The organism is Streptomyces sp. NPDC090045 (assembly GCF_044747975.1).
GTDB lineage: Bacteria > Actinomycetota > Actinomycetes > Streptomycetales > Streptomycetaceae > Streptomyces.
The window spans coordinates 104,161-127,100 of the sequence record NZ_JBIVFA010000002.1 but is presented as its reverse complement, the minus strand read 5'-3'; the positions used below and the strand labels follow the sequence as shown (position 1 = coordinate 127,100).

At 72.6% G+C, this 22,940-nt stretch carries 25 protein-coding genes; 10 read left to right on the top strand and 15 right to left on the bottom strand.

The window, feature by feature from the left end; translation table 11 throughout:
* Nucleotides 1–57: 57 nt before the first annotated feature.
* Complete coding sequence (locus tag ACIPYQ_RS05505) at nt 58–480, bottom strand: ATP-binding protein (protein WP_401247654.1); 423 nt, start codon at nt 478–480, stop codon at nt 58–60.
* Nucleotides 481–619: 139 nt separating this feature from the next.
* Between ACIPYQ_RS05505 and ACIPYQ_RS05500 the strand changes: the two genes are divergently transcribed.
* From ACIPYQ_RS05500 to ACIPYQ_RS05490, 3 genes are all read left to right on the top strand, one after another.
* On the top strand, nt 620–1,489 hold the full coding sequence (locus ACIPYQ_RS05500; protein WP_401246418.1) for a Scr1 family TA system antitoxin-like transcriptional regulator: 870 nt from the start codon (nt 620–622) through the stop codon (nt 1,487–1,489).
* A complete protein-coding gene (locus ACIPYQ_RS05495; protein ID WP_401246415.1) occupies nt 1,486–1,683 on the top strand; it encodes a DUF397 domain-containing protein in 198 nt (65 codons plus the stop codon). The genes ACIPYQ_RS05500 and ACIPYQ_RS05495 overlap by 4 nt, the downstream gene beginning before the upstream one ends.
* A 73-nt stretch (nt 1,684–1,756) precedes the next feature.
* Nucleotides 1,757–2,833 (top strand): FUSC family protein, encoded by a 1,077-nt coding sequence (locus ACIPYQ_RS05490; protein ID WP_401246412.1) that lies wholly within the window; start codon nt 1,757–1,759, stop codon nt 2,831–2,833.
* Here the strand turns inward: ACIPYQ_RS05490 and ACIPYQ_RS05485 are convergent.
* The 7 genes from ACIPYQ_RS05485 to ACIPYQ_RS05455 all read right to left on the bottom strand — a co-directional run bounded on the left by ACIPYQ_RS05485 (nt 2,823) and on the right by ACIPYQ_RS05455 (nt 9,164).
* Nucleotides 2,823–3,362: a hypothetical protein gene (locus tag ACIPYQ_RS05485; RefSeq protein ID WP_401246410.1), complete on the bottom strand. Its 540-nt coding sequence runs from the start codon at nt 3,360–3,362 to the stop codon at nt 2,823–2,825. The two genes, ACIPYQ_RS05490 and ACIPYQ_RS05485, sit on opposite strands and share 11 nt — an antisense overlap.
* Nucleotides 3,363–3,459: 97 nt before the next feature.
* Complete coding sequence (locus ACIPYQ_RS05480; protein ID WP_401246407.1) at nt 3,460–3,729, bottom strand: hypothetical protein; 270 nt, start codon at nt 3,727–3,729, stop codon at nt 3,460–3,462.
* Nucleotides 3,730–4,073: 344 nt separating this feature from the next.
* The gene (locus tag ACIPYQ_RS05475) at nt 4,074–4,697 is read right to left on the bottom strand and encodes a histidine phosphatase family protein (protein ID WP_401246404.1); all 624 of its coding nucleotides are present in this window, start codon (nt 4,695–4,697) and stop codon (nt 4,074–4,076) included.
* A 75-nt stretch (nt 4,698–4,772) separates the two neighbouring features.
* Entirely contained in the window at nt 4,773–5,324 is a 552-nt protein-coding gene (locus ACIPYQ_RS05470; RefSeq protein WP_401246401.1) for a hypothetical protein, read from the bottom strand.
* A gap of 444 nt (nt 5,325–5,768) precedes the next feature.
* Nucleotides 5,769–7,697: a PQQ-binding-like beta-propeller repeat protein gene (locus tag ACIPYQ_RS05465; protein WP_401246398.1), complete on the bottom strand. Its 1,929-nt coding sequence runs from the start codon at nt 7,695–7,697 to the stop codon at nt 5,769–5,771.
* Between the two features lie 284 nt (nt 7,698–7,981).
* Nucleotides 7,982–8,575: a hypothetical protein gene (locus ACIPYQ_RS05460; protein ID WP_401246395.1), complete on the bottom strand. Its 594-nt coding sequence runs from the start codon at nt 8,573–8,575 to the stop codon at nt 7,982–7,984.
* 13 nt (nt 8,576–8,588) lie between these two features.
* Nucleotides 8,589–9,164 carry a hypothetical protein gene (locus ACIPYQ_RS05455; RefSeq protein WP_401246392.1) on the bottom strand — a complete coding sequence of 192 codons (576 nt, stop codon included), beginning with the start codon at nt 9,162–9,164 and terminating at the stop codon, nt 8,589–8,591.
* Nucleotides 9,165–9,505: 341 nt separating this feature from the next.
* Between ACIPYQ_RS05455 and ACIPYQ_RS05450 the strand changes: the two genes are divergently transcribed.
* Nucleotides 9,506–9,718 carry a hypothetical protein gene (locus ACIPYQ_RS05450; RefSeq protein WP_401246389.1) on the top strand — a complete coding sequence of 71 codons (213 nt, stop codon included), beginning with the start codon at nt 9,506–9,508 and terminating at the stop codon, nt 9,716–9,718.
* Between the two features lie 202 nt (nt 9,719–9,920).
* Here ACIPYQ_RS05450 and ACIPYQ_RS05445 read toward each other — a convergent pair whose 3' ends face one another.
* The 3 genes from ACIPYQ_RS05445 to ACIPYQ_RS05435 all read right to left on the bottom strand — a co-directional run bounded on the left by ACIPYQ_RS05445 (nt 9,921) and on the right by ACIPYQ_RS05435 (nt 15,185).
* A complete protein-coding gene (locus tag ACIPYQ_RS05445) occupies nt 9,921–11,468 on the bottom strand; it encodes an alpha/beta hydrolase (protein ID WP_401246386.1) in 1,548 nt (515 codons plus the stop codon).
* Between the two features lie 762 nt (nt 11,469–12,230).
* The gene (locus ACIPYQ_RS05440; RefSeq protein ID WP_401246383.1) at nt 12,231–14,114 is read right to left on the bottom strand and encodes an AMP-dependent synthetase/ligase; all 1,884 of its coding nucleotides are present in this window, start codon (nt 14,112–14,114) and stop codon (nt 12,231–12,233) included.
* Nucleotides 14,115–14,354: 240 nt separating this feature from the next.
* Nucleotides 14,355–15,185, bottom strand: coding sequence for an NAD(P)H-binding protein (locus ACIPYQ_RS05435; RefSeq protein ID WP_401246380.1), 831 nt, complete (start codon nt 15,183–15,185; stop codon nt 14,355–14,357).
* Between the two features lie 82 nt (nt 15,186–15,267).
* Between ACIPYQ_RS05435 and ACIPYQ_RS05430 the strand changes: the two genes are divergently transcribed.
* A complete protein-coding gene (locus ACIPYQ_RS05430; protein ID WP_401246378.1) occupies nt 15,268–16,251 on the top strand; it encodes an AraC family transcriptional regulator in 984 nt (327 codons plus the stop codon).
* A gap of 4 nt (nt 16,252–16,255) precedes the next feature.
* Here the strand turns inward: ACIPYQ_RS05430 and ACIPYQ_RS05425 are convergent, their stop codons facing one another.
* The 3 genes from ACIPYQ_RS05425 to ACIPYQ_RS05415 are packed head-to-tail and all read right to left on the bottom strand — an operon-like array spanning nt 16,256 to nt 18,509.
* On the bottom strand, nt 16,256–17,236 hold the full coding sequence (locus tag ACIPYQ_RS05425) for a DUF1648 domain-containing protein (RefSeq protein WP_401246375.1): 981 nt from the start codon (nt 17,234–17,236) through the stop codon (nt 16,256–16,258).
* A complete protein-coding gene (locus ACIPYQ_RS05420) occupies nt 17,233–17,580 on the bottom strand; it encodes a GntR family transcriptional regulator (RefSeq protein WP_361770541.1) in 348 nt (115 codons plus the stop codon). The genes ACIPYQ_RS05425 and ACIPYQ_RS05420 overlap by 4 nt, the downstream gene beginning before the upstream one ends.
* Nucleotides 17,581–17,624: 44 nt before the next feature.
* Nucleotides 17,625–18,509, bottom strand: a complete 885-nt coding sequence (locus tag ACIPYQ_RS05415) for an MBL fold metallo-hydrolase (RefSeq protein ID WP_401246371.1) — start codon at nt 18,507–18,509, stop codon at nt 17,625–17,627.
* A 132-nt stretch (nt 18,510–18,641) separates the two neighbouring features.
* Here ACIPYQ_RS05415 and ACIPYQ_RS05410 point away from each other — a divergent pair, with 132 nt between their 5' ends.
* On the top strand, nt 18,642–19,070 hold the full coding sequence (locus ACIPYQ_RS05410) for a MarR family transcriptional regulator (RefSeq protein WP_361770535.1): 429 nt from the start codon (nt 18,642–18,644) through the stop codon (nt 19,068–19,070).
* 21 nt (nt 19,071–19,091) lie between these two features.
* On the opposite strand, the gene ACIPYQ_RS05405 is transcribed toward ACIPYQ_RS05410, so the two are convergent.
* Entirely contained in the window at nt 19,092–19,934 is an 843-nt protein-coding gene (locus tag ACIPYQ_RS05405; protein WP_401246367.1) for a helix-turn-helix domain-containing protein, read from the bottom strand.
* A gap of 529 nt (nt 19,935–20,463) precedes the next feature.
* Between ACIPYQ_RS05405 and ACIPYQ_RS05400 the strand changes: the two genes are divergently transcribed.
* From ACIPYQ_RS05400 to ACIPYQ_RS05385, 4 genes are read left to right on the top strand one after another with little or no spacing between them, the layout of a single operon-like run.
* A complete protein-coding gene (locus ACIPYQ_RS05400) occupies nt 20,464–20,904 on the top strand; it encodes a hypothetical protein (protein ID WP_401246364.1) in 441 nt (146 codons plus the stop codon).
* A complete protein-coding gene (locus ACIPYQ_RS05395) occupies nt 20,901–22,301 on the top strand; it encodes a hypothetical protein (protein WP_401246361.1) in 1,401 nt (466 codons plus the stop codon). Before ACIPYQ_RS05400 ends, ACIPYQ_RS05395 begins: the two co-directional genes overlap by 4 nt.
* Nucleotides 22,298–22,618, top strand: coding sequence for a hypothetical protein (locus ACIPYQ_RS05390; RefSeq protein WP_401246358.1), 321 nt, complete (start codon nt 22,298–22,300; stop codon nt 22,616–22,618). Before ACIPYQ_RS05395 ends, ACIPYQ_RS05390 begins: the two co-directional genes overlap by 4 nt.
* Complete coding sequence (locus ACIPYQ_RS05385) at nt 22,591–22,929, top strand: hypothetical protein (RefSeq protein ID WP_401246355.1); 339 nt, start codon at nt 22,591–22,593, stop codon at nt 22,927–22,929. The genes ACIPYQ_RS05390 and ACIPYQ_RS05385 overlap by 28 nt, the downstream gene beginning before the upstream one ends.
* Nucleotides 22,930–22,940 lie beyond the last annotated feature (11 nt).

Genomic DNA, 22,940 nt, shown 5'->3' with positions numbered 1-22,940 from the left:
TCGCGTCGTACGGCCGACCGGGCAGGACTCCGGCATGCGATCACCCCGCGAGGTGGATCACCGGGCACCCGTGCCCGACAGGTCCGCCCACACGGTCTTGCCCGGCCCCCGCCCCCTCGGCGCCACGCCCCACTCCCGCGCCAGCGCCTGCACCACCAGCAGCCCCCGCCCGCCCTCCGCCGACCACGGATCGACCGCCGACGGCTCCCCCGGCGGGCTCGCGTCCTCCCGGGTGTCGCTGACCGCGACGCGCACGTGCTGCCCTCCGTCGTACCCCATCCGCAGCTCGAAGTCCCGCCCCGGCACCCGCCCGTGCAGTACGGCGTTGGCGGCGAGCTCCCCGACGACGAGCCCCACGTCGTCGGAGAGCGGGCAGCCGTAGGGCACGCCCCAGAAGGCCAGCTGCGCCTGCGCGAGCCGCCGGGCGAGCCGGGCCCCGCGGCGCGTCGAACTGAACCGCTGCCGGAAGGCCAGTGCCATGTCACTCAATTCGGTCGTCACCTCACCGAGCGTGGCGACCGCGCCTTACGCTTTCCAGTGACGGCGGCGCTACGACGGTGATCCGTAGGGACGTCGGCCTGTTCGTGTACGGCCCGTACGGATGAGGGCGGTTCAGCCGATGAACGACCTGTCAGACCGCGAAGAACGCCCCGAACGCCCGGTGGAGGCGGACGGCACGGCCCACCTGTTCCGCGCCCTGGGCAAACAGATCAAAACCCTCCGCGAGGCGGCCGGCCTCCTCCAGAAGGAACTCGCCACCCGCCTGAACGTCGGCGAGGACCTCATCGGCGCGATCGAACGCGGCGTCCGCACCCCCCAGCCGGACCTCCTGGAACGCGCGGACCGGATCCTCCAGGCACGAGGGGTCCTGCTGGTGGCGATCCCGGAGGTCAAGGAGGCCCTGAAACGGGCCCGGACGCGGCATCCGGACTGGTTCCGGGACTATGCCGTCGCGGAGGCCACCGCCGACGCCATCCACGACTACAGCCACCAAGGGCTGATGGGGCTGCTTCAGACCGAGGCCCATGCCCGCGCGATCTTCACCAAGCGGCGCCCACTGCTCGACGAGGAGACCATCGAGAAGCGTGTCCAGGATCGACTGGACCGCCAACAGATCCTGCAGCAGTGGCCTTCCCCCACTATCAGCCTGGTCCTCGACGAGAGCCTTCTACACCGTCAGGTCGGCGGTCGCGAGGTGCACCGGGAGCAACTAGGACGGATCCTGGAGGTGGGGCAGCTCCGTACGGTGGAACTCCAGGTGGTGCCGTTCGCACGCGGAGAACAAGCGGCCATGGACGGCTCGTTCACGCTCCTTCACCCCAAGGGACGTGCCCAGGTCGCCTACATCGAGAGCTACACCCGTCCCCACCTCATCACCGACCCGGCGCAGGTACGCATCATGGCCGAGCGCTATGGAATCATCCGGGCAGAGGCGCTCAGGCCCAGCGAGTCCCTGGACCTGATCGAGAAGACGCTGGGAGACCTATGAACACCGCAGACCTGGCCTGGTTCAAGAGCAGCTACAGCAGCGGCGAGGGCGGCCAGTGCGTCGAGGTCGCCGCCTGCCCCGCCGCCGTCCACGTCCGCGACTCCAAGGTGTCGGCCAGCCCTCACCTCTCGGTGGCCCCGGCCAGTTGGAACGCCTTCCTGTACGGGATCACCGCGGCCCGCCTGCCGGAGTAGACCTCCGAGCAGCGACATGCCGCCTCCGGCCCAATGGAGGCGGTGGGCCGCCCGACCGCTGCACGCTGTACGGATGAACCGCCCCGTCGGCGCCGGCCTGCGGGCCCATGCGGCCGGGGCGCAGGACATCCTGCGTACCGACGGGCCCGCCGCGGCGCGCATCGTGGTCACCGTCGTGGCCGCATGGCAGGTCGCCCTGTGGCTGGGCGCCGACCAGCCCCCGGTGTTCGCGGCGGTCGTTCCGCTCGTCGCCCTGCGCGGCGACCCGTTCACCGCCCTGGGGGCCTCGCTGCAGCGGGTCCTCGGGGTCGTGGCTGGCGTGGTGATCGCCATCGTGGCCCTCAACCTGTTGAGCCCCTCCACGGGGACGCTCGCCCTGGTGGTGACCCTGGGCCTGGGGGCCGGGATGCTGCTCCGGGCCGGTGGTGGGCTGAACATCCAGGTGGCGGCCTCGTCGTTGCTGGTCTTCGCCAGCGCCTCACCCGACGCGTACGCCCTGGACCGTCTCTGGGAGACCGTGGCCGGTGCGGCGGTGACCATCGTGCTGGCCCCGCTCCTGTGGCCGCCCGATCCGCGGCGCACCCTGTCGGCCCTCGCCGCCGACTGCCGCACCCACCTGACCCGGGCGCTCACCGCCACCACCGCGGCCCTCGCCACCGGGCCCGTGGCGGCCGGCGACAACCTCACCCTCGTCAACGCCCACAACGACGCCGTCCACGCCGACGCCGCTCGCGCGCGCGAAGCCGTACGCGCCATGCGGTTCAATCCCGTGCGCCGCCGCCACCGCGAGGCCGTACGAGAACTGGCGGGCGGTATCGCCACCGCCGACGGGCTGACCGCGCAGCTCACGACGCTCGCCAGGGAGGTCGTCGCCTTCGCCGGCCGGGACGACCTGGCCGCCGACCTCAGCCGCGCCGGCCGGCACCTGCCGGGACTCGCCGCCGCCACGGCGGAGGTCATCGAGGACTCTCTCGCCGCCGACGGCGCGCGCGACATCGTGCCCGCCCTGACCAGAGCCCGCACCGCACTCACCGCCTACGCCCACGCCGACTCCGGTCCGGTCGCCGTCGTTCTGCGCAGGCCGTTCCAGCGGATGCTGGACGACCTGGACCGCGGTGACGGTCCAAGTGACGGAACCGTCAGAAGATGAACGTGCCGATGCCGACCGCCATGCCGGCCACCGCCCCCAGCACGATGGCGGCCAGCAGACCGGCCATGGCCGCGAGGAAGTAGAGCTCGCCGTCCTCGACCCTGCCGTGGCGCGCGCAGGAGAACAGCCAGGACGCCAGCGTCAGGAACGGCACGAGGAGCAGGCCGGTGGCGGTGCTGAAGTTGAACACGGCGCTCCCGGAGAGCTCGTAGGCCCGTCCCCGCGCCGTCCTGACCTCGACGTCGGTCCCGAACCGGTACGTGTCTCCGGCCGTGTCCAGCACGATCTCGCGCCCCGGCTCCTCCTCGGACCGCCGGGGGGTGTACCAGCCCGTGCAGTCGGTACCGGTCGCATAGCCCTCGGCGTCGGCGGCCTCGTAGCACTTGTGGATCGAGACGACCCCGTCCACGGGCCCGAAGCCGAACACCGCCGCCATCTGCGGCCCGGGCAGCAGCCACACCAGCCACCCGGCCACCGAGAGCGTCACGACCACACCGACCCCGGCCACCCCCCGCCCCAGCCTCCGCACGGCAGCACCTCGCACCCCGCCGCCTCCCCTCTCCCGCGGAAGCCAATACCCGCAGGGGGCGGGGCGTAACGCGGGTGGGGTGGTGGGGGTGGCTTCGCTACTTGAGCAGGCCGCCGAGGGCGGTGGCGGTGGTCGGTGCCGGGGACAGACCGCGGACAAGGCCGGTGACCTGGCGCTTCGCGTCCTGGACGGTCGGGGTGAGGAAGCGCAGCGACAGCAGGTTGTCCAGGCTGAGGGCGCCGGCCCCCGTAGTGGGCACCGGGCGCACGGTGGCGGGCGCGGCCTGGGCGACAGGGGCGGAGAGAAGGCCGATGGCGAGGGTCAGGGCGACACCCGACACGATGCGGGCGAGGGTGAGGTGAGCCATGACCGCCCCAACGCCGCCCGGCCGGTTATGGGCATGGTCCGGGCGAGGCGTGTCGTTCGCCCGACTGGCACGGCCGATTGCGTCGTTCGGGTGCGGTGCGGTCTCGGCCCAGGTCGTAGCCGAAGGTGCGAGACACGGACGGTTCGCCGTGCCGAGCGAGGAAGCCGCCGGCGGGCAGTTCCGTGCCCGGGCCGTCCGCAACCACCTCAGGCGGGCTGCTCCCCCCTCCCCGGAAACAGCCACCACCAACCAGAACCTCGGGATCAACGCGCCCTGAGCGGAGCACTTCGAGCGGGCGCTGGTGTCTGCAGATCGGTTCCCCGCCCGCCCGGGCTCTCCAGGAGTCAGACGTGCAACTCGGGCGGGAAGCCGGTCCAGCGGAGTTCGGCGGGCAGGTGCCGCATGTCGTTGGAGAAGAGGACCGCGGCGGGCCGGCCGGGTGCGTACCGGATGACCGTCAGGGCGGCATTGGCGTGATTGAGGCCGAGCCAGCGCCACTTCGGTGCGTACATGGCGTCCCGGACGAGCCAGGCGACCAGGAAGTTGTGGGTGACGACCAGTTCGTGCCGGTCCTCTTCGCCGTCCACCGGACCGGTGAACAGGTCCATGGCCCGGCGGGTCAGCGCGGGTCCCTGCTCCCGCTCCTCGGCGGAGGCGCCTTCGAGGAAGCGGAGGTAGTAGTCGGCCGATTCCGCCGGGAGTTCCTCCCTCTGCGGCATGTGGGGAACGTAGTCACCGGCAGCTTCCGAGCAGTGCACGGGAACGTTCTTCAGCTGGTCGCCGATCAAGCGTGCGGTCTGCTCGGCCCGGGGCAGCGGGCCGTGGTGGACAGCGGCCAGGGGAACCCCCTGGAGTCGGCGGCCGAGCAACGTGGCCTGCCGGCGGCCGTCCTCCGTCAGTCCGCTCTCGTCCGGCAACGCCTCGCCGTGCCGGGCGAGATAGAGGTACCGCGTGGCCGTGCCGGTCATGCCGAACTCCTTCGGATCGGTTGTCGATCTTGTGCATCACTGGACGCGGTCCACTCCAGGGCCGGTTCCCGATCGTCAGCGAGTCCGTCGTCGGCCGAGCAGGCGGCCCTGTTCCTGTTTCAGGTCGGCGAACCCGCGCCGTGCGTATACGGCGATCTCTTCGCTGGGGAAGGCCACGATGGAGAGGTGCTCGTCGTAGCTCCCCTGGTCCCAACGGGCGGCTGTGATCTCGTACCCGGACACATGAGCGCACAGCTGCAGCAGGATGGGTGGCATCTCCGACTCGCTCAGGAGGTCGGCGTGCCTGATGACGAGGTCGCGCATGGCCCGGATGTTCGGGAGGAAGACGGTCCTGACCCACAAGCGCCACTCGACGAGCTCCTCCTCGGACGGTGGCATCTCGTGCGCGAAGGGCGACGTGCCGTCAGGACGAGCATTGCGTTCCATGAACGCGGCGAAAATGCGGCTGTTCGCCTCGGTGAGCGCGAAGAGCGGCCCGTAGAAGTCACTGAGTTGGCGATTCAAGCGGGCCAGGCGCTCTTGGCGCTGCGACAGGCGCATGCTGTTGAGGTAGGTGGCCGCGTATCCGACGAACGCCAGCGCGATCGTCACAACTACGGTGGTCATGGGGGCGATGCTAGTCAGTTCGTCATGACACCCGATCATCCTGCGGTCGCGTCACACAGCACCACCCACCAAAGCGATGGCGGCTTATGCCCAACTCCAGACGGCCGGCAGCCGCCAAGACGCGCGCACCACCCAGCAAAGCGGTGGCGGCTTATGTCCAACTCCAGACGGCCGGCAGCCGCCAGACCCGCGAAACCGCGTAGCGATCTGACGCGCGGCCCGGACCGGGCCGTCGGCCACCGACACGCCCGTCCCTACCCCGTTCGCCCGGCCCGTTCTTTTGGGGGTTTCCCGGCTGTCTTCGAATTTCCGTGGCGGGACGGTCGGTCAAGGGTGGCCGCAGGCCATCGCGCAGCGACGCGACGAAGGAGCGCCCTTGAGGGACCGTCCCGCCACGGAAGACGATGAGACCGACGGGAAACCCCCGCCCCCCTCTCCAACCGGTCATGGGGAACCGTCCCGACCGGTGGCCGCGTCCAGCGCGTACACGTTCTTGTCCGTGCTGCCGATGTAGACGGTGCCGTCCACGACCGCCGGCGACGAGCGGACGGCATCGCCGGTGGTGTACGTCCAGCGGGGGGTCCCGGTGGCCGCGTCCAGCGCGTACACCTTCTTGTCGGTGCTGCCGACGTAGACGGTGCCGTCCACGACCGCCGGCGACGATTCGACGCGGCCGCCGGTGATGAGCGTCCAGCGGGGGGTACCGGTGGCCGCGTCCAACGCGTACACCTTCTTGTCGTGACTGCCGACGTAGACGGTGCCGTCCACGACCGCCGGCGACGAGCGGACGGCGCCGCCGGTGGTGTACGTCCAGCGGGGAGTGCCGGTGGCCGCGTCCAGCGCGTACACGTTCTTGTCGGTGCTGCCGACGTAGACGGTGCCGTCCACGACCGCCGGCGACGAGTCGATGGCGCCGCCAGTGGTGTGCGTCCAGCAGGGGGTGCCAGTGGCCGCGTCCAACGCGTACATCTTGAAGTCGCTGCTGCCGACGTAGACGGTGCCGTCCACGACCGCCGGCGACGACTGGACGGCGCCGCCGGTGATGAGCGTCCAACGGGGGGTACCGGTGGCCGCGTCCAACGCGTACACCTTCTTGTCGTGACTGCCGACGTAGACGGTGCCGTCCACGACCGCCGGCGACGACTGGACGCCGCCGCCGGTGGTGCGCGTCCAACGGGGGGTACCGGTGGCCGCGTCCAACGCGTACACCTTCTTATCCGTGCTGCCGACGTAGACGGTGCCGTCCACGACCGCCGGCGACGAAGTGGCCCATGAGGCGGTGAGGTAATACCTCCAGGTGCTGCCGGTGGTGTGCGTCCAGCGGGGAGTGCCGGTGGCCGCGTCCAACGCGTACACCTGCTTGTCGTGACTGCCGATGTAGACGGTGCCATCCACGACCGCCGGCAACGAACAGACCCAGTCGCCGGTGGTGTGCGTCCAGCAGAGCTGATGGACGGGCTTCGCCATGGTGGGCCGGGCCGGCGGGGGCCGGAGACCGCCGGTGACGGTGCCGACAAGCCGATGGCTGGGCTCTGCCCGCAGGGTTGGCGGTGGTCCGGGAGGCGAGGACGCGGCTGAGTGGCTGAGGCGGTCACGGACATCGGCGGCACTGGCGGGCCGGTCGCCCGGTTCCTTGGCAAGGAGTTCGGCCAGCAGTGCGTCGAGATGGGGCGGCAGGCCGGGGCGGTGGCTGGAGGGCGGTGCGGGCGGGGTGTTTACATGGGCGTACATGAGAGCTGGGGTGTCGAGGTCACCAAACGGGGTGCGGCCGGTCAGCAGCTCGTACAGCACGCATCCCAGCGCGTACAGGTCCCCGCGGGCGTCGCCGACCTTGCCCAGAAGCCGCTCAGGCGGCATGTAGGCGACCGTGCCGACGACGCGGCTGGCAATGGTCAGGGTGGAGATGTAGCGGGCGATTCCGAAGTCGAGGATCTTCACGCTGCCCGCCGGGGTGAGCATCAGGTTGGCAGGCTTGAGGTCACGGTGCAGGATCCGGACGGTGTGCGCGGCGTGCAGCGCGTCGGCGGCCTGCGCGGTCCACGCCAGGACGTCCGCGACCGGCGGATGGCCACCTTTCAGCACAACGCCCAGGTTCCGCCCGGGAACGTTTTCCATTACCAGGTAGAGCGTGCCGTCGCCGTCCCGTCCGAGGTCGTGGACGGTTACGATCCCCGGATGGCTCAGCGCCCCCGCTGTGCGGGCCTCCCGGAAGAACAGCTCCTCGCCCTCGGTCGTCCCGAGATGCTCCTGGAGCAGTTTGACCGCCACCCCACGCTCCATCACGCTGTCACGGGCCGCCCAGACCTCCCCCATCCCGCCCCGGCCCAGCAACCTCTCCAACTCATACCTGCCCGCGATCACACGCTGCGCCACCGGCTCCCCCCGCCTTCCAAGGACTACGCGCATTCTCCCGTAAAGGCCCCTACCGAGATGGCGATTCCACAGTGCTCACCATCGTCACTCGAATCGGACCTGGCACACATGCGGGAGGTACTGCGACGAGCATCAGTACCTGCTCTCACTCTCCTTCCAGCAGCTGAAGGACCACGTGCGGCGGGACGCGGCGATCGCGGGGCTCGCGGAGAGCGGGAGCCGATCGCGGAGCTGGCGGCCCGGCTGGGCTTCTAGCGCGTGGGCTTCCCGGTTCGGCGGTCTGGTCAGGTGGACAGGAAGTTCCAGAACACGGCGACTTCGTCGTCGTTCACGGCGATCAGTCCGGCGTCCCAGTCGTACTGGCTGAAGGGGTCGTGGGTCCGGAAGGGCTGTGTGCAGAAGTCCGGGTGGTCGCTCTGCCAGCCGAGGTTGGTGTAGAAGCGGGTGCCGTCGGGGAAGCGCGACAGGATCGTCTCGGCCCGGCGTTCCGTCTCCTGCTTGCGTTCCTCCCAGCCCGGTGACGCGGAGAGGTCCAGGCGGCTCGTTCCGGCTCCGAGCAGGATGATCAGCGACCGCACCGAGGACCGGGGGATTTCGTCCACCCGCCCCCGGTAGCGTTCCGCGTCCACAGGTGTGGAAGGCGTCTCCCGCCACGGGAACAGCGGATCGTCGAGACGCTCGTCCTCGTCCTCACCCTCACCCTCGTAGGGGTCGATGGATTCCCAGCCCCGCGGGTCCCGGGTCTCCAGACGCATGACCGCCCCCACGTCGAGCCACCACTCGTCGTGCGCACGCGGTGCGACGCCGACGAACGTGCAGACCCACGTGTACAGCTTGAGCGCGTCGGCCCATGCTTGCGCATGCAGTTCTTGCCGCATCGGTTTCCTGACGTCAGGTGGGGTCGAAGGCCCAGAACACGCCGACTTCGGCGTCGTTCACGGCGATGAGCCCGGCGTCCCAGCCGAACCGGCTGAACGGGTTCAGCCGGGTCACGGGCTGCTCGCAGAAGTCCGGGTGGTCGCCCTTCCAGCCGACGTTCGAATGGAAGCGCGTATCGCTCGGGAAGCGGGACATGATCACATCGGCCCTCCGCTCCATCCCGGGGCGGCGCCGTTCCCAGTCCCATGCCTTCGCCACGTCCAGGCCGAGGATGCCGAGCAGCACGAGCAGTGACCGGACCGAGGAGCGGGGGAGCTCCCTCACCTGGCTGTGGAACCGCTGCGCCTCCTCGGCCGTGGCCGGAGGCGCGAGCCACGGGTAGATCGGATCCACCCGGAGGTCGAACTCCTCCTCGTCCGGATCGATCGACCGCCATCCGCGCGGGTCGCGGGCCTCCAGCCGGACGATCGAGGCAAAGTCGAGCCACCACTGCGCATGGTCGCGGGGCGCAACGGAGACGAAGGTGTAGCTCGACTCGTACAGGTCGAGCGCGTCCGCCCAGGTCTCCGAGGTCAGGGGTTCCCTCATCCGTGGAGCGTCGCGAAGTCCGCTGTTATGCGGTCGACGATCTCGTCCATCCATGGGGGCTGAACTCCCCGCGTCTGGCCCGGCGTTCACGATGACCCTCCCCCGAGCACGCCGCCAAGAACTGGTCAATCTTGACGTTAGCAAACGTTTGGGAAGGCCGGTCGTGAGACCCCTTCGCCCGGCCCCGGCCTCAGCTGCCACCCCGGTCCCGGCCCGCTGTCAAGTCCCGAGATCGAGTGGCGTGACGGGTCGCTGCCGCCGGAGCCCAATGGAAGCACGAGGCTCGGCCTCCGCATCCCGGCCGACCGGGCCCCGCTCCCCACAGCGTGAAGGAGAACCCCATGACCAGCATCCACCGCCTCGCTCTCCTCAAGGCCGCCATCGCTGTGGGAGCCATACGCGTGGCCCCCGGCGCCCTCGGCGCCTCCCCCAGCACCCACACCACCCCCACCACCCCCACCACCGGCACGCTCGTCCCCATGAGGCCCGCCCGCAGCGGGCCCGAGTCCGCCGGGCGGACGCCGCGCGGCAGCCGCGGGGCGCGCGCCGCCTGATACGGCATCCCAGGCGGGGAACGGCCGAGGCCGCCCTGGCCGTCTCGGCCCTCCCGGCCGCGATCCCGACCGCCGGCGCCGCCACGGCCTCCGCCCCCGGCCCCGGCGACATCGTCGCCAGCGGCCGGGAACTGGCTGGCGGACCGCTTCGCGGGCCGCTCCACCCACGCCAACTGCTGATCCGGCGCGGCCCCGGCGGGGATCACTCCCCGCCGGGGCAGGAGCGCGTCCCGGGTGGCAGGCGCCCGTCGAGCAGGAAGTGGTCCACGTACTCCCGTACGCAGGGCGAGGCCGGGTAGCCGGTGTGGCCGGCGCCGCCGTGGTCCACGACCACCGCCGAGCCCAGCCGCTCGGCGGTCTCCCGCGTCCACGCGTACGGGGACGCCGGGTCGCCGCGGGCGGCGACCAGCAGCATCCGCGGGGCGCCCGGGTGGTGGATCCGGCGGATGAAGTCGGTGCCGGCGGGCCGCCCGTGGCAGGAGAGCACGGCCGACAGCTGCAGCGGCCCGAAGATCTCCGAGGCGCCCCGGAACTCGCCCTCCAGGTCGGCCAGTTCCCGCTCGACGCCGGCCGTGGTGGCCCGGTCGCCCGACCGGTCGGGGTCGTCGGCGCAGTTCACGGCGACCCGGGCGGCCGCGCCGTTGTCGGCGGGCACCGGGGCCTCGGCGGCGTCCGACGGCCCGGCCCCGTCCCGAGGGCCCGAGGGGTCCGACGGACGCGATGGACTCGACGGGCCGCCGAGCTGCAGCAGGGCGGCCGGGTCCCCGTTCCGCTCGGCCCTGGACAGCGCCCGGGCGAGCGCGGGCCACCGGCTCCGCGCGTCCACGGCGGCGGCGATCGCGGCCACGGCGTCCTGCCCGGTCCCGTACGAGCCGTCGGGGCGGAGCAGCGGCTCCGCGTCGAGCCGCGCCACCAGGGCGGCGACCTCCTCCTCGGCCGTACGGGGGTCCGTCCCGTGCACGCAGTCCCGCCGGGTGGCGCACCAGGCGAGGAAACCGTCGAGGGCCCGCTGCTGGGCCCGCGCCGCGACGAGCGCCCGCGCGGCCAGCGGTTGGGTGAGGGTGCCGACGCCGTCGAGGACCATCCGGCCGGTGCTCCGGGGGAACTGCGCGGCGTACACGGCCCCGAGCCGGGACCCGTAGGAGAAGCCGAGGAAGTTGAGCTTCTCGTCCCCGAGCGCCCGGCGCACCACGTCCATGTCGCGGGAGACGTTGACGGTGCCCATGTACGGGAGGACCGGGCCGGAGGCGAGTGCGCAGCGCCCGGCCACGGCGCGCAGGGCGGCCAGCAGCCCCGTGGTGTCGGCGGCGGCCTCCTCGCCGGTCTGCTGTGAGCCGCCGCAGGAGACGGGCTCGCTGTGGCCGACCCCGCGGGGGTCGAAGGCGATGAGGTCGTAGCGCTCGCCGAGGCGGGCGAGGATCCCGGCGTGGCCTGCGGCCAGGCTCGCGATGCCGGGGCTGCCGGGGCCGCCGAGGTTCAGCAGGAGCGAGCCGAGGCGCCGCGCGCGGTCGGTGGCGGGGATCCGGGCCAGGGCCACCGCGACCGTGCCCTTGGCCGGGGCGGCGTGGTCGAGCGGTACGTCCACGGTCCCGCACCGCATCCCGGCGGGGACGGGCTGCTCGGGGCACTCTCCCCACCGGATGCGAACGGCCGACGGCGCAGGCGCGGGCCCGGGGGCCGGTGCGGCCACGAGCGAGGCCAGCAGCAGCGCGCAGGCGACCACGACGGCAGGAGCGGGGGAACGGTGCACAGCACCCTCCTCGAACGACCCCCCGACCCTCCGCACCCTAGACCGCCTCCCGACCCCCCGCCCGACGGGGCGGAGGGCCGGGGCAGGGTCTGACACGGGCACCCGGCGGGCACCGGCCAGGCGTCGCCACGGAAGCCCGGGGCGGGCGCCGGGCAAGTCGGGCACGGACGCCGGGGGCGCCGGCTCAAGGTCAGGCGCGAGGTCCGGCACGGACGCCGGGCAGACACCGGCACGGACGCCCAGCAGACACCCGGCGGGCACGGGCACGGACGCCGGGCGGCCGTCAGGCGGGCGCCGGCTCAAGGTCAGGCCCGAGGTCCGGCGCGGACACCTGCCGGGCGTCAGCACAGACGCCCGGCAGACACCCGGCGGGCACGGACACGGACGCCGGGCAGACACCGGGCGGACGCCGGCCGGGCGCCGGGCGGACGCCGAGTGGGCGCCGAGTGGGCGCCGGGCGGGCGCCGGCTCAAGGTCAGGCCCGAGGTCAGGCACGGACGCCTGCCGGGCGTCGGCACGGACGCCGGGCAGACACCGGCACGGACGCCCAGCAGACACCCGGCGGGCACGGGCACGGACGCCGGGTGGGCGCCGGCGCGCGGGGGCAGGCGGCCGTGTGCCCGGCGGGTCCGGCGCGGACGCCCGGCGGGCTCGCCGCGCCCAAGCCCGCCCGGACCGCTCGGCCCGCCGCCCGGAGCCCGGCGGCCGGCGGCCCGGCCCGGCCCGGCCCGGCCGCCCGGCGCCCGGCGGCTCGGCCCGGGGCTACGCGTCTCGGGGGCCCCGGTACAGCTCCTCGATGCGGTCCGCGTAGTCGCGGGCCACCGCGCCCCGCTTGAGTTTCATCGACGGGGTCAGGTGGCCGCGGGCCTCGGTGAAATCGCCGGGCAGGACGGCGAAGCGGCGGATCGACTCGGCCCGTGACACCAGCCGGTTCGCGTCGTCGACCGCCCGCTGGAGGTCCGCCAGCAGGGCCTCGTCCCGCACCAGCTCGCGCATCGGCACGCCCTGCTTCTTGTGCATCTGGCGCCAGTGCTGCAGCCCGTCGGGCTCCAGGGTGATCAGCGCGGTGATGTACGGCCGGTTGTCGCCGACCACCATGCACTGGCCGACCAGCGGGTGGGCCCGCAGCCAGTCCTCCAGGGGTGCGGGGGCCACGTTCTTCCCGCCGGAGGTGATGATCAGGTCCTTCTTGCGGCCGGTGATGGTGAGGTACCCGTCGGCGTCGAGCTCCCCGATGTCGCCGGTGGCCAGCCAGCTCCCGTACGGGAGGGCGTGCCCGCTGTTCCAGTAGCCGGCGAAGACGTGCCCGCCGCCCAGCAGCACCTCCCCGTCGTCCGCGATCCGTACGGCCGTGCCCGGAAGGGGCCAGCCCACCGTGCCGAGCCGGGGGTGCTGCGGCGGGGTCACGGTGCTCGCGCCGGTCGTCTCCGTCAGTCCGTAGCCCTCGAAGACCTCGATGCCGGCGCCGGTGTAGAAGGCGGCGAGCCGCCGGCCCAGCGGGGAGCCGCCGCTCAGGATGTAGCGGACGCGGCCGCCGAGTGCGGCCCGGATCCGCCGGTAGACGAGCGGGTCGTACAGGGCGCGGCCGGCGCGCAGCACGAGCCCGGGGGCCTTGCCCTTGGCCAGTTCGCCGAGGCGCTGCGCGATGCGGGCGGCCCGGTCGAAGGAGGAGGCCCGGCCCATGCTCTCGGCGGTGGCCCGGGCGGTGTTGTAGACCTTCTCCAGTACGTACGGGATGGCCAGGAGGAAGGTCGGCCGGAAGCCGGCGAGGTCGCCGAGGAGGTCCTCGGTACTGATGCTGGGCGCGTGCCCGAGCTTGACGCGGGCCCGCATGCAGCCGATGGCCACCATCCGTCCGAAGACGTGGCTGAGCGGGAGGAAGAGGAGGGTGGAGGCCGGGTCCTTGCTGACGGACTTGAAGACGGGGTGCAGCAGCTCCACCGCGTTGTCCACCTGGGCGAAGAAGTTGGCGTGGGTGATCACGCATCCCTTGGGCTGCCCGGTGGTGCCGGAGGTGTAGATGAGGGTGGCGACGGTGTCCGGCGTACGGGCGTGCCGCCTGTTGTGCACCACCGCGTCGGGGATGCGCTCCCCGGCCTTGATCAGCCGGGCCACGGCGCCGGTGTCGAATTCCCACAGGTGCGCGAGCCACGGCAGGTGGGCCCGCTCGTTGCTGATGAGCCGGGCCTGCGCCGTGTCCTCGACGGCGCAGGCCACGGCTCCGGAGTCCTGGATGATCCAGCGGGCCTGGAGGGCGGAGGAGGTGGGGTAGATCGGTACGGTGACCAGCCCGGCCGCCCATCCGGCGAAGTCGAGCAGGGTCCACTCGTAGGTCGTACGGGCCATGATCGCCAGCCGGTCGCCCTCGCGCAGCCCCTCGGCGATCAGGCCCTTGGCGACGGCGAGCACCTCGGCCGCGAACTCGGCGGCGGTGACGTCGCGCCAGGAGCCGTCCCGCTCCTTGCGGGCGAGCACCGCTTCGCCGGGGGCCTCCCGGGCGTTGTCGAAGGGGATGTCCCCGAGGGATCCCCGCTGCGGCGGTCCCACCAGCGCGGGGACCCGCACCTCGCGCACCACCCCGTCGACCACGGTGGTGACGGGTTCGACGGAACGGACGGGCCCGGCCGGCTTCAGCTCGGCTCCCATGGCGCACTCTCCTTGGCTCGGCACGAGCGTTACCGCGGGTAATTTACGTAGCGGTAACCCTGCCTGACCAGCCCCTGGAGCCCTTCTTCACGGACGCTCCACCCCACTGACACCGACCGGTGCCACGGACACCCATCTGTGCCGCACGCGTGGAGATCGGCGCCCCACCCGTGTGGATCGGCGCCCCACCCGTGTGGATCGGCGCCCCACCCGTGTGGATGGGCGCCCCACCCGTGTGGATCAGTGCCACACCCCGGTCGCCGCGGTGCGGCGGACGTAGTCGGCGAAATCGCGGGGCTCCCGACCGAGGGCGCGCTGCACGCCGTCGGCGAGGGTGGCGAAGCGGCGCTCCTCGATCCAGCCGTTGAGCAGGTTCAGCAGGGCGACGTAGTCCTCGGGCAGGCCCTTCCCGAGGGCGTAGGCCGCGTACTCCTCCGCCGCGACGGGGCGGTAGGCGATGTCCCGGCCGGTGGCCCGGGCGATCTCCCCGACCACGTCGCCCAGGCTCAGCAGCCGCGGTCCGGTCAGCTCGTAGGCCTGACCGCCGTGCCCGTCCTCGGTGAGGGCGGCCACCGCGACGTCGGCGATGTCCTCGGCGTCGACGAACGGCTCGATGCCGTCCCCGGTCGACATCACGAACTCGCCGTCGAGCAGCTGCCCGCGGTAGAAGGGGTCCTCGCTGAAGTTCTGGGCGAACCACGTCGGCTTCAGGATCGTCCACTGCGCGCCGGACTCCCGTACCGCGCGCTCGGCGGGGAGCTTCTCCTCGCCGTCCGGCACCACCCAGTCGCGGGCCGACAGCAGCACCAGCCGCTCCACACCGCCGGCCACGGCCAGCTCGGCGAAGGAGCGCACCGACGCCGCGGCGTCGCTCTGCTGCGAGTCGACCAGATAGACCGCGCCGGCCCCCGCCAGCGCCGGCTCCCAGGTGTTCTCGTCGTTCCAGTCGAAGCGGGTCGGCCCCTTCCGGGAGGCCGCCCGGACCTCGTGTCCGTGCTGTCGGAGGCGGGAGAGCACGCGGCGGCCCGTCTTGCCGGTGCTGCCGAGGACCAGTATCGGTTTCGTCGTCATGCGGCCAGTCAAGCCGCCTCCGTTGAGGCGTGGAATGGCCTTCCCGCTCAGATCGATGTCTGAGCGTCTAAGGTCTTGCGGTATGGATGCGTTGGCGAGCCTGCTGTACGAAGTCCGGTCCGACGGGGCCCTGTTCAGCCGGGCCATCCTGGCCCCGCCGTGGTCGATCCGGTTCGCCGACCGGACCCCCCTGACCCTGGTCACCATGCTGCGCGGCGCGGGCCGGATCCTCCCCGGCGGCGACGCCGAGCCCGTCGCGCTCGACCGCGGCGACGTGGCCATCGTGGTGGGGGGCCGGCCGTTCACCATCGCCGACACCGCCGGCGGCGCCGAAGACGGCCCGGTGGCGCCTCCGCTGTACGTGGTGCACGGCCCCGACCACTGCACGACGGCGGACGGCGCGGAGATCAGCGAGGAGCTCGTCCTGGGCGTGCGCACCTGCGGGAACAGCCTGGACGCCGACGCCCCGAACGTGCTGCTCACCGGCAGTTACCACGTCGGCGGCCGGGTCTCGGAGCGGCTGCTGAGCGCGCTCCCCCGGGTGCTCGTGGTGCGCTACGGCGGCGAGCCCGGCCCGATCCTGGACCTCACGGCCCTGGAGATCAGCCGGGACGACCCCGGCCAGCAGGCGGTCCTGGACCGACTGCTGGACCTGTTGCTGCTGTCCACGCTGCGGGAGTGGTTCACCTGCACCGAATCCGACCCGCCCGGCTGGTACCGGGCGCTGGGCGACCCCGTGGCGGGCCCGGCGCTGCGCCTGATCCACGACCGGCCCGCGCGGCCGTGGACGGTGGCGGCGCTCGCCGAGGAGGCCGGCGTATCGCGGGCGACGCTCGCCCGCCGCTTCGGCGAGCTGGTCGGCCAGCCGCCCATGGCCTACCTGACGGGCTGGCGGCTGGCCCTGGCCGCCGATCTGCTGGTGCGCTCCGAGGCCACGGTGGAGTCGATCGCCCGGCAGGTCGGCTACCGCAGCGCCTTCGGGCTGAGCGTGGCCTTCCAGCGGGTGTACGGCACCCGCCCGAGCCACCACCGCGCGGCCGCCGGCCTGGTCCGCAGCGCCTCCTAGGCTCCTAGGAGGCCGAACGGGCGGCTGCGACCAGGGTGTTGAGGAGGGCCGCACCCCGGGCGGCGTCGTCGACGCTCACCGCGAAGTCCTTGCCGCGGGAGCGGACGACCAGGCATTCCCCGGCGCGCAGCATCACCGTCGTGCCGAGCCCGCTGAGCCGGTAGCCCCATCCGCCGACCTGGGAGGGCAGCCGGTGCTCGGCGCGGGCCGACTCGATGTCCGCGGCGGCCCAGCGCCGTACGGGCCATCCGAGCGGCCCGAAGCCGACCTCCAGCCCCTGCCCGGTGACCCGTGCCCGTACGGAGGAGCAGGCGAGGACCGCGAGGGAGGCGACGCCCAACGGCACGACGAGCTGCCACACCGGCCCGAGCAGCCCGCCCACTCCGGCGATCGCGGCCACGGCCGCGACGGCTCCGAGGACGGCGGCGGTCAGCCGGAGCCACGGGTTCGACGTTCGCGCGAGCCATACGAGCCGCTCACCCGCGGGGATGTCCATGACGGGACCATCGGCGGCCGGGCTCACGGCCGCCACCGGCCCCCGACCGTCGGTCACCACTCCGGCGAAGGCCGCCAGGACCGCCACGGCGAGCACCACCGCCAGCACCCGGCCGTCCACCGGACCGGCCTGCCGCCAGTCCTCGTGGTCCAGGTTGGCCCGCACGATCGAGGCCTGCGCGCCGACCAGGAACACACCGCCGGGCAGCAGTACGGTCGCGGCCCGGGCCCGGGTCACGGCGAACACGGCGGTCCCCAGGACCAGTACGGACCAGATCGCCAGCGGGAAGGCCATCGACTCCCCGAAAGGCATCGAGCCGTCGGGTGCGCCGGAATCACCGACACCGCCGCCCCAGTGGGTGGCCATCCGATCCGGCAGCCGTGCGCTCGCCGCCAGAGGCAGCACCACCAGCACCGCCGCGACCCCGACCACCCAGCCGGCCAGCCCTAAGGCCCTGGCCCTGCCCTTGCCCCTGCCTGCCCCGCTCACGGCGCCCCCTTGATCATTTCGACGAGATCCTGCTTGCCGTAGCCCAGGCGCGCCCCGTCGGCCACCAGCTCGCGTACGCGCTCCAGCAGCGCGGAGCGCGTATCGGCCCCGGCGGCCACGGTCACCCCGCGCCCCCGCCGGAACTCCAGCACCCCTTCGTCACGCAGGGCGCGCAGCCCGCGCAGGACGGTGTTCGCGTTCACCCCGAGCGCCTGCGCGAGATCCCGCGCGGGCGGCAGCCGGTCCCCGGGGGCACATTCACCCTCGGCGATGGCCCGCCGCACGGCCCCGGCCACCTGCTCGTGCAGTGGCCGGTCGTCCGCGATGTTCAGCTTCAGCAACATGGTGCCAATGAAGCTAGCACCATACTCATCATCAGATCCAGCGGTCAGGCATCCAGGGGGCGCCAGGCCGGACCGTCGCCGTCCCGCTGGACGTGGCCGAACACGACGTCGGCGAAGTGGACGCCGAAGCCGATCGTGCCGGGCTCCGCCAGCTCGGCGACGAGGCGGTGGCGGTGGTCGGCGGTCCGCTCCTGGTCGTGGTCGAAGCCCGAGGACCACTCTGGGTGGTCGACCTGGATCGGCGAGTGCATGGCGTCACCGAAGGCGATCAGGCGCCGCCCGCCCCCGGTGATGACGTACTCGGCGTGCCCGACGGTGTGGCCGGCGGCGATCCGCACGTGTACGCCGGGGAAGATCTCCTGCCCGTCCGCGACCGTGCGCACGCGCGGCGCGAGGGCGGCGACCTGCTCGGCCAGGTACTGGACCTCCGACCGGTCCCGCCCGCCCCACTCCGCCTCGGAGACCAGGTAGTCGGCGTGGGCGAGCAGGGGCCGGTCGCCGCCGGGGGCGGGGTGGCAGGCCCAGCCGAGGTGGTCGGCGTGGAGGTGGGTGAAGGCGACCGCCTCGATGTCCTCGGGGCGGCGCCCGAGTTCGGCGAGGCGCTGCGGGAGCGCACCGCCGCGGGCCGTGGCGAGGGGACCGACCACGACGTCGAACTCCTGCGGGCCGAAGCCCGCGTCGATCAGCAGGGCGCGGTCGCCGTGCTCCACCAGCAGGCTGCCGACGCTGCCCACGAGGTGGCCGTCGGCGTCCAGGTACTCCGGGTGGGCGGCCCACACCTCGTCGGTGGTGTCCGGGAGCAGCCCCAGCGGCCGGAGGCGGACCTCGCCGTCCGGCACGTACGACACCTTGGTGTCGCCCAGCCGTATCGAGCGGATCCCCGCCGGCCGGCGCAGCCGCACGTCCTGGTCCACCGTCAAGTCAGCCATGGGTCCTCTTCCGTGAGTCGTCATCAGGTGACCGCGGGGCGTTCCCCGCGGCGACGACGTCACCATAAGCATCAAGCTCGAATCATTCAAGCTGGAAATATTCAGTCTTGACGGACTTGCTAGGGTGGTGGCATGACGACACCCCCCGAGCAGCAGGTGATCGCCGAGCGCCAGCTGTGCGGCCTGGTGAACGGACTGGCCCAGCGGATCGCCGAGCACGTGCGGGAGCGTGCCGCCACCCTCGGCCTCACCGCGCCCCAGGCGACGGCGCTGCGGGAGATGAGCGGGCCGATGACCATGCGGGAGCTCGCCGAACGCATGAGCTGCGAGCCCTCCAACACCACCTTCGTCGTCGACAAGCTGGAGAAGCAGAGCCTGGTCGAGCGCCACCCGCACCCCACGGACCGCCGCGCCAAGCACCTCGTCCTCACCGCCGAGGGCACCGCACTGCGCGAACGCCTCCTCGCGCTCCTCGCCGTGGACTCCCCCCTGTCCGGCCTCACCCAGCAGGAACAGCGCGCCCTGCACGGCCTCCTGGAACAGGCCGTCACCTCTCGCTGAGCCCTACGCGTCCCACGCGCCCTACGCGGCGCGCGGGGGGCAGTCGCGGCAGCGCCCCGGCACCGGGGCCCGGAAGGCGCGATCGCAGCCGTTGCAGTTCTGGAGCGGATCCGGCAGCGCGGGCCGCCGGACCACTGGGGCGGCGGGCAGGTGCGGCGGGATCAGCGTGGTGAGCCGGTACGCGAGGACGGACGCGGGGTCGCGCATGCGCTCGGGGAGGCCGCCGGTCAGTGCTTGCGCCACCGCCTCGGGGTCGGCCCCGCGCTCCAGCCAGGCCGACGCCCCCGGCACGAGCCGCCGCACGTCGCGCTCGGCCAGCAGGAGCCGCGGATCGTAGCGCCGCAGCCCGGCGAGCAGATCGGCCGCACCGTGGTGCAACGCCAGCGGCACGGGCAGCGCATCGAAAGCCCGGGCCCTCCGTGCCGGCGCGGGCTCCGGGGCGGACTCCAGGGCGGGCTCCGGCACGGACTCCTGGACCGGCGGTGACGGGGGTGGGGGTGGGGGCGGAGGCGGGGCATCCGGAGGCGGCGGGCCGACCGGGGGCGGAGGCGGAGGCGGGCCGTCCGGAGGCGGCGGGGCATCGGAAGGCGGCGGGCCGACGGGGCCCGCGACGGCCCCCGGCCTGTTGTACGAGAACGTCCGGGTCACCACCTGCCCGGTCGCCAGCCGCTCGCGCCGCCGCTCCAGGTAGCCGTGCCGCTCCAGCTCCCGCAGGGCGGAGGCGATCCGGATCTCCCCCTCGCGGAACCGGTCCGTGAGCGCCTTGACGCCGACGGGGGCCCCGTCCGGCAGCGACTGGATGTAGGCCGCGACCCCGATCGCCGTCGCCGACAAGTCGGCGTGCTGGAGCAGGTGGTTGCCCACCACGGTGAAGTGACGGGTGTGTGGCGTGTTGACGTGGATGACACCGGATCGGGGGGTCCCGGGTCGAACACGGGCCGCTGCGCGCGTCGGCGCGCTAAAGTTCTGTGGAGCCATTGGGAAGGTGTCGACTTCCTTGTTGGTCAGGCCCTCGGCCGGGATTGCCGTCCCGTCGGGGGCCGTCTCATTTTCTGAGGTGGTCGGGGCGAGCATATGCCAGCCAACCCTCCCCAAATCCAGCCCAGTTGGCACGTTTCACCCGTCCGAGCGACACGGGCCGGGTTTGGTTGGGTTGGTTGGTTCTTTCCCCAGGTTCTTTGGGTCTTTATGCGTCTAAGCACGCCGGATCGCAGCCCCCCGCGACCCGGCGGCGAGCGAAAACTCTGCTACGGGATTCGCCCCGCACGCCTGACCCCACCACTTCACCATCCGCCTGTGGAAGCTCTCTTGACGGCCGGGCTGCCGATTTCCGGGTGGTATTAGCATGGACATGATCCAGCCAGCATTACCGGATCACGTCGGGGGGAACCAGGTGTCATTCGACGCGGAGTGGGCCGAGCACAAGGCCACCGCGCAGGCCGGGGAGCGGCCCGTCCCCCTGCGCCTCGCCCAGGTGGCGTCCGGGCCCGGCGGCGGCGACGCGGGGAGCCTGGTGGCCGGGGCCTCCTCCATCAACGGCAACGCGAACCTGCTGATCGAGATCGCCGCGCTCCTCCACGAGGGCCGCCCCGACGGCGACGCCGGCACGATGGCCCGAGCACCGCGCGCCCACGAGGACGTGGCGAAGGAAGCCCTCCGCTTCGCCCGGTTCGCCGACGACCAGTTCAAGGACACCATCGCCCTGTTCGCCGGCCTGGCCACCCGCCTCAAGACCACCGGCACCGGCTTTGCCCACGTGGACGACGACACCGCCGCGTCCTTCCTCGCCCGGATCGTCGACGAGGGCACGTACGTGAAGCCGGAGGCCAAGTGAGCGGCTTGAGTTACCGCAAGGACGTCCAGTTCCTGCAGGAGTGCAATGCGCCGCTCGTCGAGCGCAACGCGGCCGAGTTCCGGCGGCTGCGCGATCTCCTCGTCGAGGTCGGGGAACCCGCCCGGCGCGCGGAGACCGGCACGCAGTGGCAGAGCGACGGCAGCCACACCTACACCGGCCGGCTCGCCGAGGCCCGGCAGCTGGTGACCCACATGGCCGAGGCCTACGACAAGGCGGCCAGCGCCCTGAACGCGTACGCCCTCGCCCTCACGACCGCCAGGACCCACTACGACAACGGCAAGCGCTCCGAGCGTGCACTCGCCGCGCTGATCGGGACGAAGGGCACCGCGGTCACCCGCACGGCGCAGGAGGCGGAGCCGATGCGCCAGTGGGAGGACATGCGCGCCACGACCGGCGTCCTCGACTTCCTGGCCGAAGTCGCCATGGACGTGGACGACATCCGCGACGAGGCGAACCGGCTCCACGACGCCGCGGGCGGTGACTTCCACCTGGCGAAGACGGTCGAGCAGGAGGCGCGCAGCACGTGCGTGCACGCGCTGAAGCAGGCGTACGAGCTGCTGCCGGAGTTCAAGGTCAAGGGGGGCGGCAGCCGGCCCGACCTGTACGCGGCGATGGCGGACATCCGCCAGGAGGCACTGGAGGCCCGTACCAGCCCGCTGACCCACCTGCCGGGCAGCGCCGCGAAGCGGGAGATGTCCGGGCCCGTCGGCCCGGAGACCGCGGTCTCCCCGCAGCTCCGCGACATCCGGATGCGGGTGTCGGGACTGCCGGATGCGGCGGACAACTACTGGATCCCCGTGGTCACGGACGGCATGCACGCGGATTGGGTCTCCCAGAACAAGGAAGTCCTGCGGGCGGCCGCCAGGAACGCGGGGCTCCCGGAGGAGCTCCTCGCCGGCGTGGCCTGGCAGGAGGTCGGGGGCTGGCAGCCCGGATTCATGGACGACGTGACCGGAACCATCCGCGAGCAGGCCGCGGCTCCGTGGGGGCTGAGCCCGGTCATCCCCGAGAACCTTCCGTGGCGGCTCGGGGGGAACCTGGACGAGACCTCGTACGGCCCGATCGCCATTCAGCTCCGCCGCGGCGCCGAAGTGCTCGGCTACGATCCGGCGAACCTCACGGACCACCAGCGGACCCTGGTGGAGGAGGCGCTCCAGGACCCCAAGCAGAATGCGTTCATAGCGGCCGGCTTCCTGGCTCAGATCAAGGCGGAGAGCGGTCTCGCCGACGTCCCGGCCGATCAGATGACGGAGGCCCAGATGCGGGAGATCGCCGCCCGGTACAACGGAGGCCCCTACTGGGACCTCCCCAAGGCCCAAGGCTACGGCGACCGGTTCGTCGACAGCCTCGGGCAGGCAAGGAATGCAATGCGATGACGGACCTGTGCGAGAACAGCGACGTGCCCGGAGTCCGGGGATATCTGCGCTGGGTGCTGGGTGTTCCGCTCGGGATCATCCACCTGCTGAACGGCGCTGCCGTGTCCTTGGCCCTGTTCGCCGGGCCGCAGGCGGAGTGGGACCACCAAGGCTACGAGAACGTCGGCGCGATGTGCTTCCTCGCCGTCTCCCTGAGCGTGCTGGGCCTGCTCGTCACCCTGATCCCGAGCGTGCGCCGGGCCATGGGCCCGTGGTGGCTGGCCCCGCCGCTCGTCCTGGGGGTGATCGCATGGGTGCGTGGCGCGACGCTCGGCTGAGGCTTCCCCGGGAAGACGTCGACCTGCCCGAGGACCGGGGCTGCCTGCAGTGGGTGCTCGGGGTTCCGCTCGCCCTCGTCTACGTCCCCGCGGTGTTCTTCTGCTACGCCGCCCTGGAGATGCAGCCGGACCCCTACGACTACCGCGTGCGCGAGGACATCCGGTTCATGGCCGCCATCTCCCTCGTTTTCTGTCTCCTGGGGCTGCTGATCACCATTACCCCGGTGTTCCGGCGGACCATGGGCCGGTGGTGGTTCGCCGTGCCGTTCCTGCTCGCGACGGTCGCGTACTTCCGCGCGCAGACCGTCTGACGACCCGGGGT

What these genes read in the sequence shown, in the direction of transcription:
- ACIPYQ_RS05385 (WP_401246355.1), top strand. Translation starts at nt 22,591, where the DNA reads ATGGGTGCGTGGCGCGACGCTCGGCTGAGGCTTCCCCGGGAAGACGTC.
- ACIPYQ_RS05505 (WP_401247654.1), bottom strand. Translation starts at nt 480, where the DNA reads ATGGCACTGGCCTTCCGGCAGCGGTTCAGTTCGACGCGCCGCGGGGCC.
- ACIPYQ_RS05415 (WP_401246371.1), bottom strand. Translation starts at nt 18,509, where the DNA reads ATGGCTGACTTGACGGTGGACCAGGACGTGCGGCTGCGCCGGCCGGCG.
- ACIPYQ_RS05435 (WP_401246380.1), bottom strand. Translation starts at nt 15,185, where the DNA reads ATGACGACGAAACCGATACTGGTCCTCGGCAGCACCGGCAAGACGGGC.
- ACIPYQ_RS05495 (WP_401246415.1), top strand. Translation starts at nt 1,486, where the DNA reads ATGAACACCGCAGACCTGGCCTGGTTCAAGAGCAGCTACAGCAGCGGC.
- ACIPYQ_RS05455 (WP_401246392.1), bottom strand. Translation starts at nt 9,164, where the DNA reads ATGAGGGAACCCCTGACCTCGGAGACCTGGGCGGACGCGCTCGACCTG.
- ACIPYQ_RS05480 (WP_401246407.1), bottom strand. Translation starts at nt 3,729, where the DNA reads ATGGCTCACCTCACCCTCGCCCGCATCGTGTCGGGTGTCGCCCTGACC.
- ACIPYQ_RS05470 (WP_401246401.1), bottom strand. Translation starts at nt 5,324, where the DNA reads ATGACCACCGTAGTTGTGACGATCGCGCTGGCGTTCGTCGGATACGCG.
- ACIPYQ_RS05390 (WP_401246358.1), top strand. Translation starts at nt 22,298, where the DNA reads ATGACGGACCTGTGCGAGAACAGCGACGTGCCCGGAGTCCGGGGATAT.
- ACIPYQ_RS05490 (WP_401246412.1), top strand. Translation starts at nt 1,757, where the DNA reads ATGAACCGCCCCGTCGGCGCCGGCCTGCGGGCCCATGCGGCCGGGGCG.
- ACIPYQ_RS05475 (WP_401246404.1), bottom strand. Translation starts at nt 4,697, where the DNA reads ATGACCGGCACGGCCACGCGGTACCTCTATCTCGCCCGGCACGGCGAG.
- ACIPYQ_RS05460 (WP_401246395.1), bottom strand. Translation starts at nt 8,575, where the DNA reads ATGCGGCAAGAACTGCATGCGCAAGCATGGGCCGACGCGCTCAAGCTG.
- ACIPYQ_RS05420 (WP_361770541.1), bottom strand. Translation starts at nt 17,580, where the DNA reads ATGTTGCTGAAGCTGAACATCGCGGACGACCGGCCACTGCACGAGCAG.
- ACIPYQ_RS05450 (WP_401246389.1), top strand. Translation starts at nt 9,506, where the DNA reads ATGACCAGCATCCACCGCCTCGCTCTCCTCAAGGCCGCCATCGCTGTG.
- ACIPYQ_RS05410 (WP_361770535.1), top strand. Translation starts at nt 18,642, where the DNA reads ATGACGACACCCCCCGAGCAGCAGGTGATCGCCGAGCGCCAGCTGTGC.
- ACIPYQ_RS05430 (WP_401246378.1), top strand. Translation starts at nt 15,268, where the DNA reads ATGGATGCGTTGGCGAGCCTGCTGTACGAAGTCCGGTCCGACGGGGCC.
- ACIPYQ_RS05440 (WP_401246383.1), bottom strand. Translation starts at nt 14,114, where the DNA reads ATGGGAGCCGAGCTGAAGCCGGCCGGGCCCGTCCGTTCCGTCGAACCC.
- ACIPYQ_RS05500 (WP_401246418.1), top strand. Translation starts at nt 620, where the DNA reads ATGAACGACCTGTCAGACCGCGAAGAACGCCCCGAACGCCCGGTGGAG.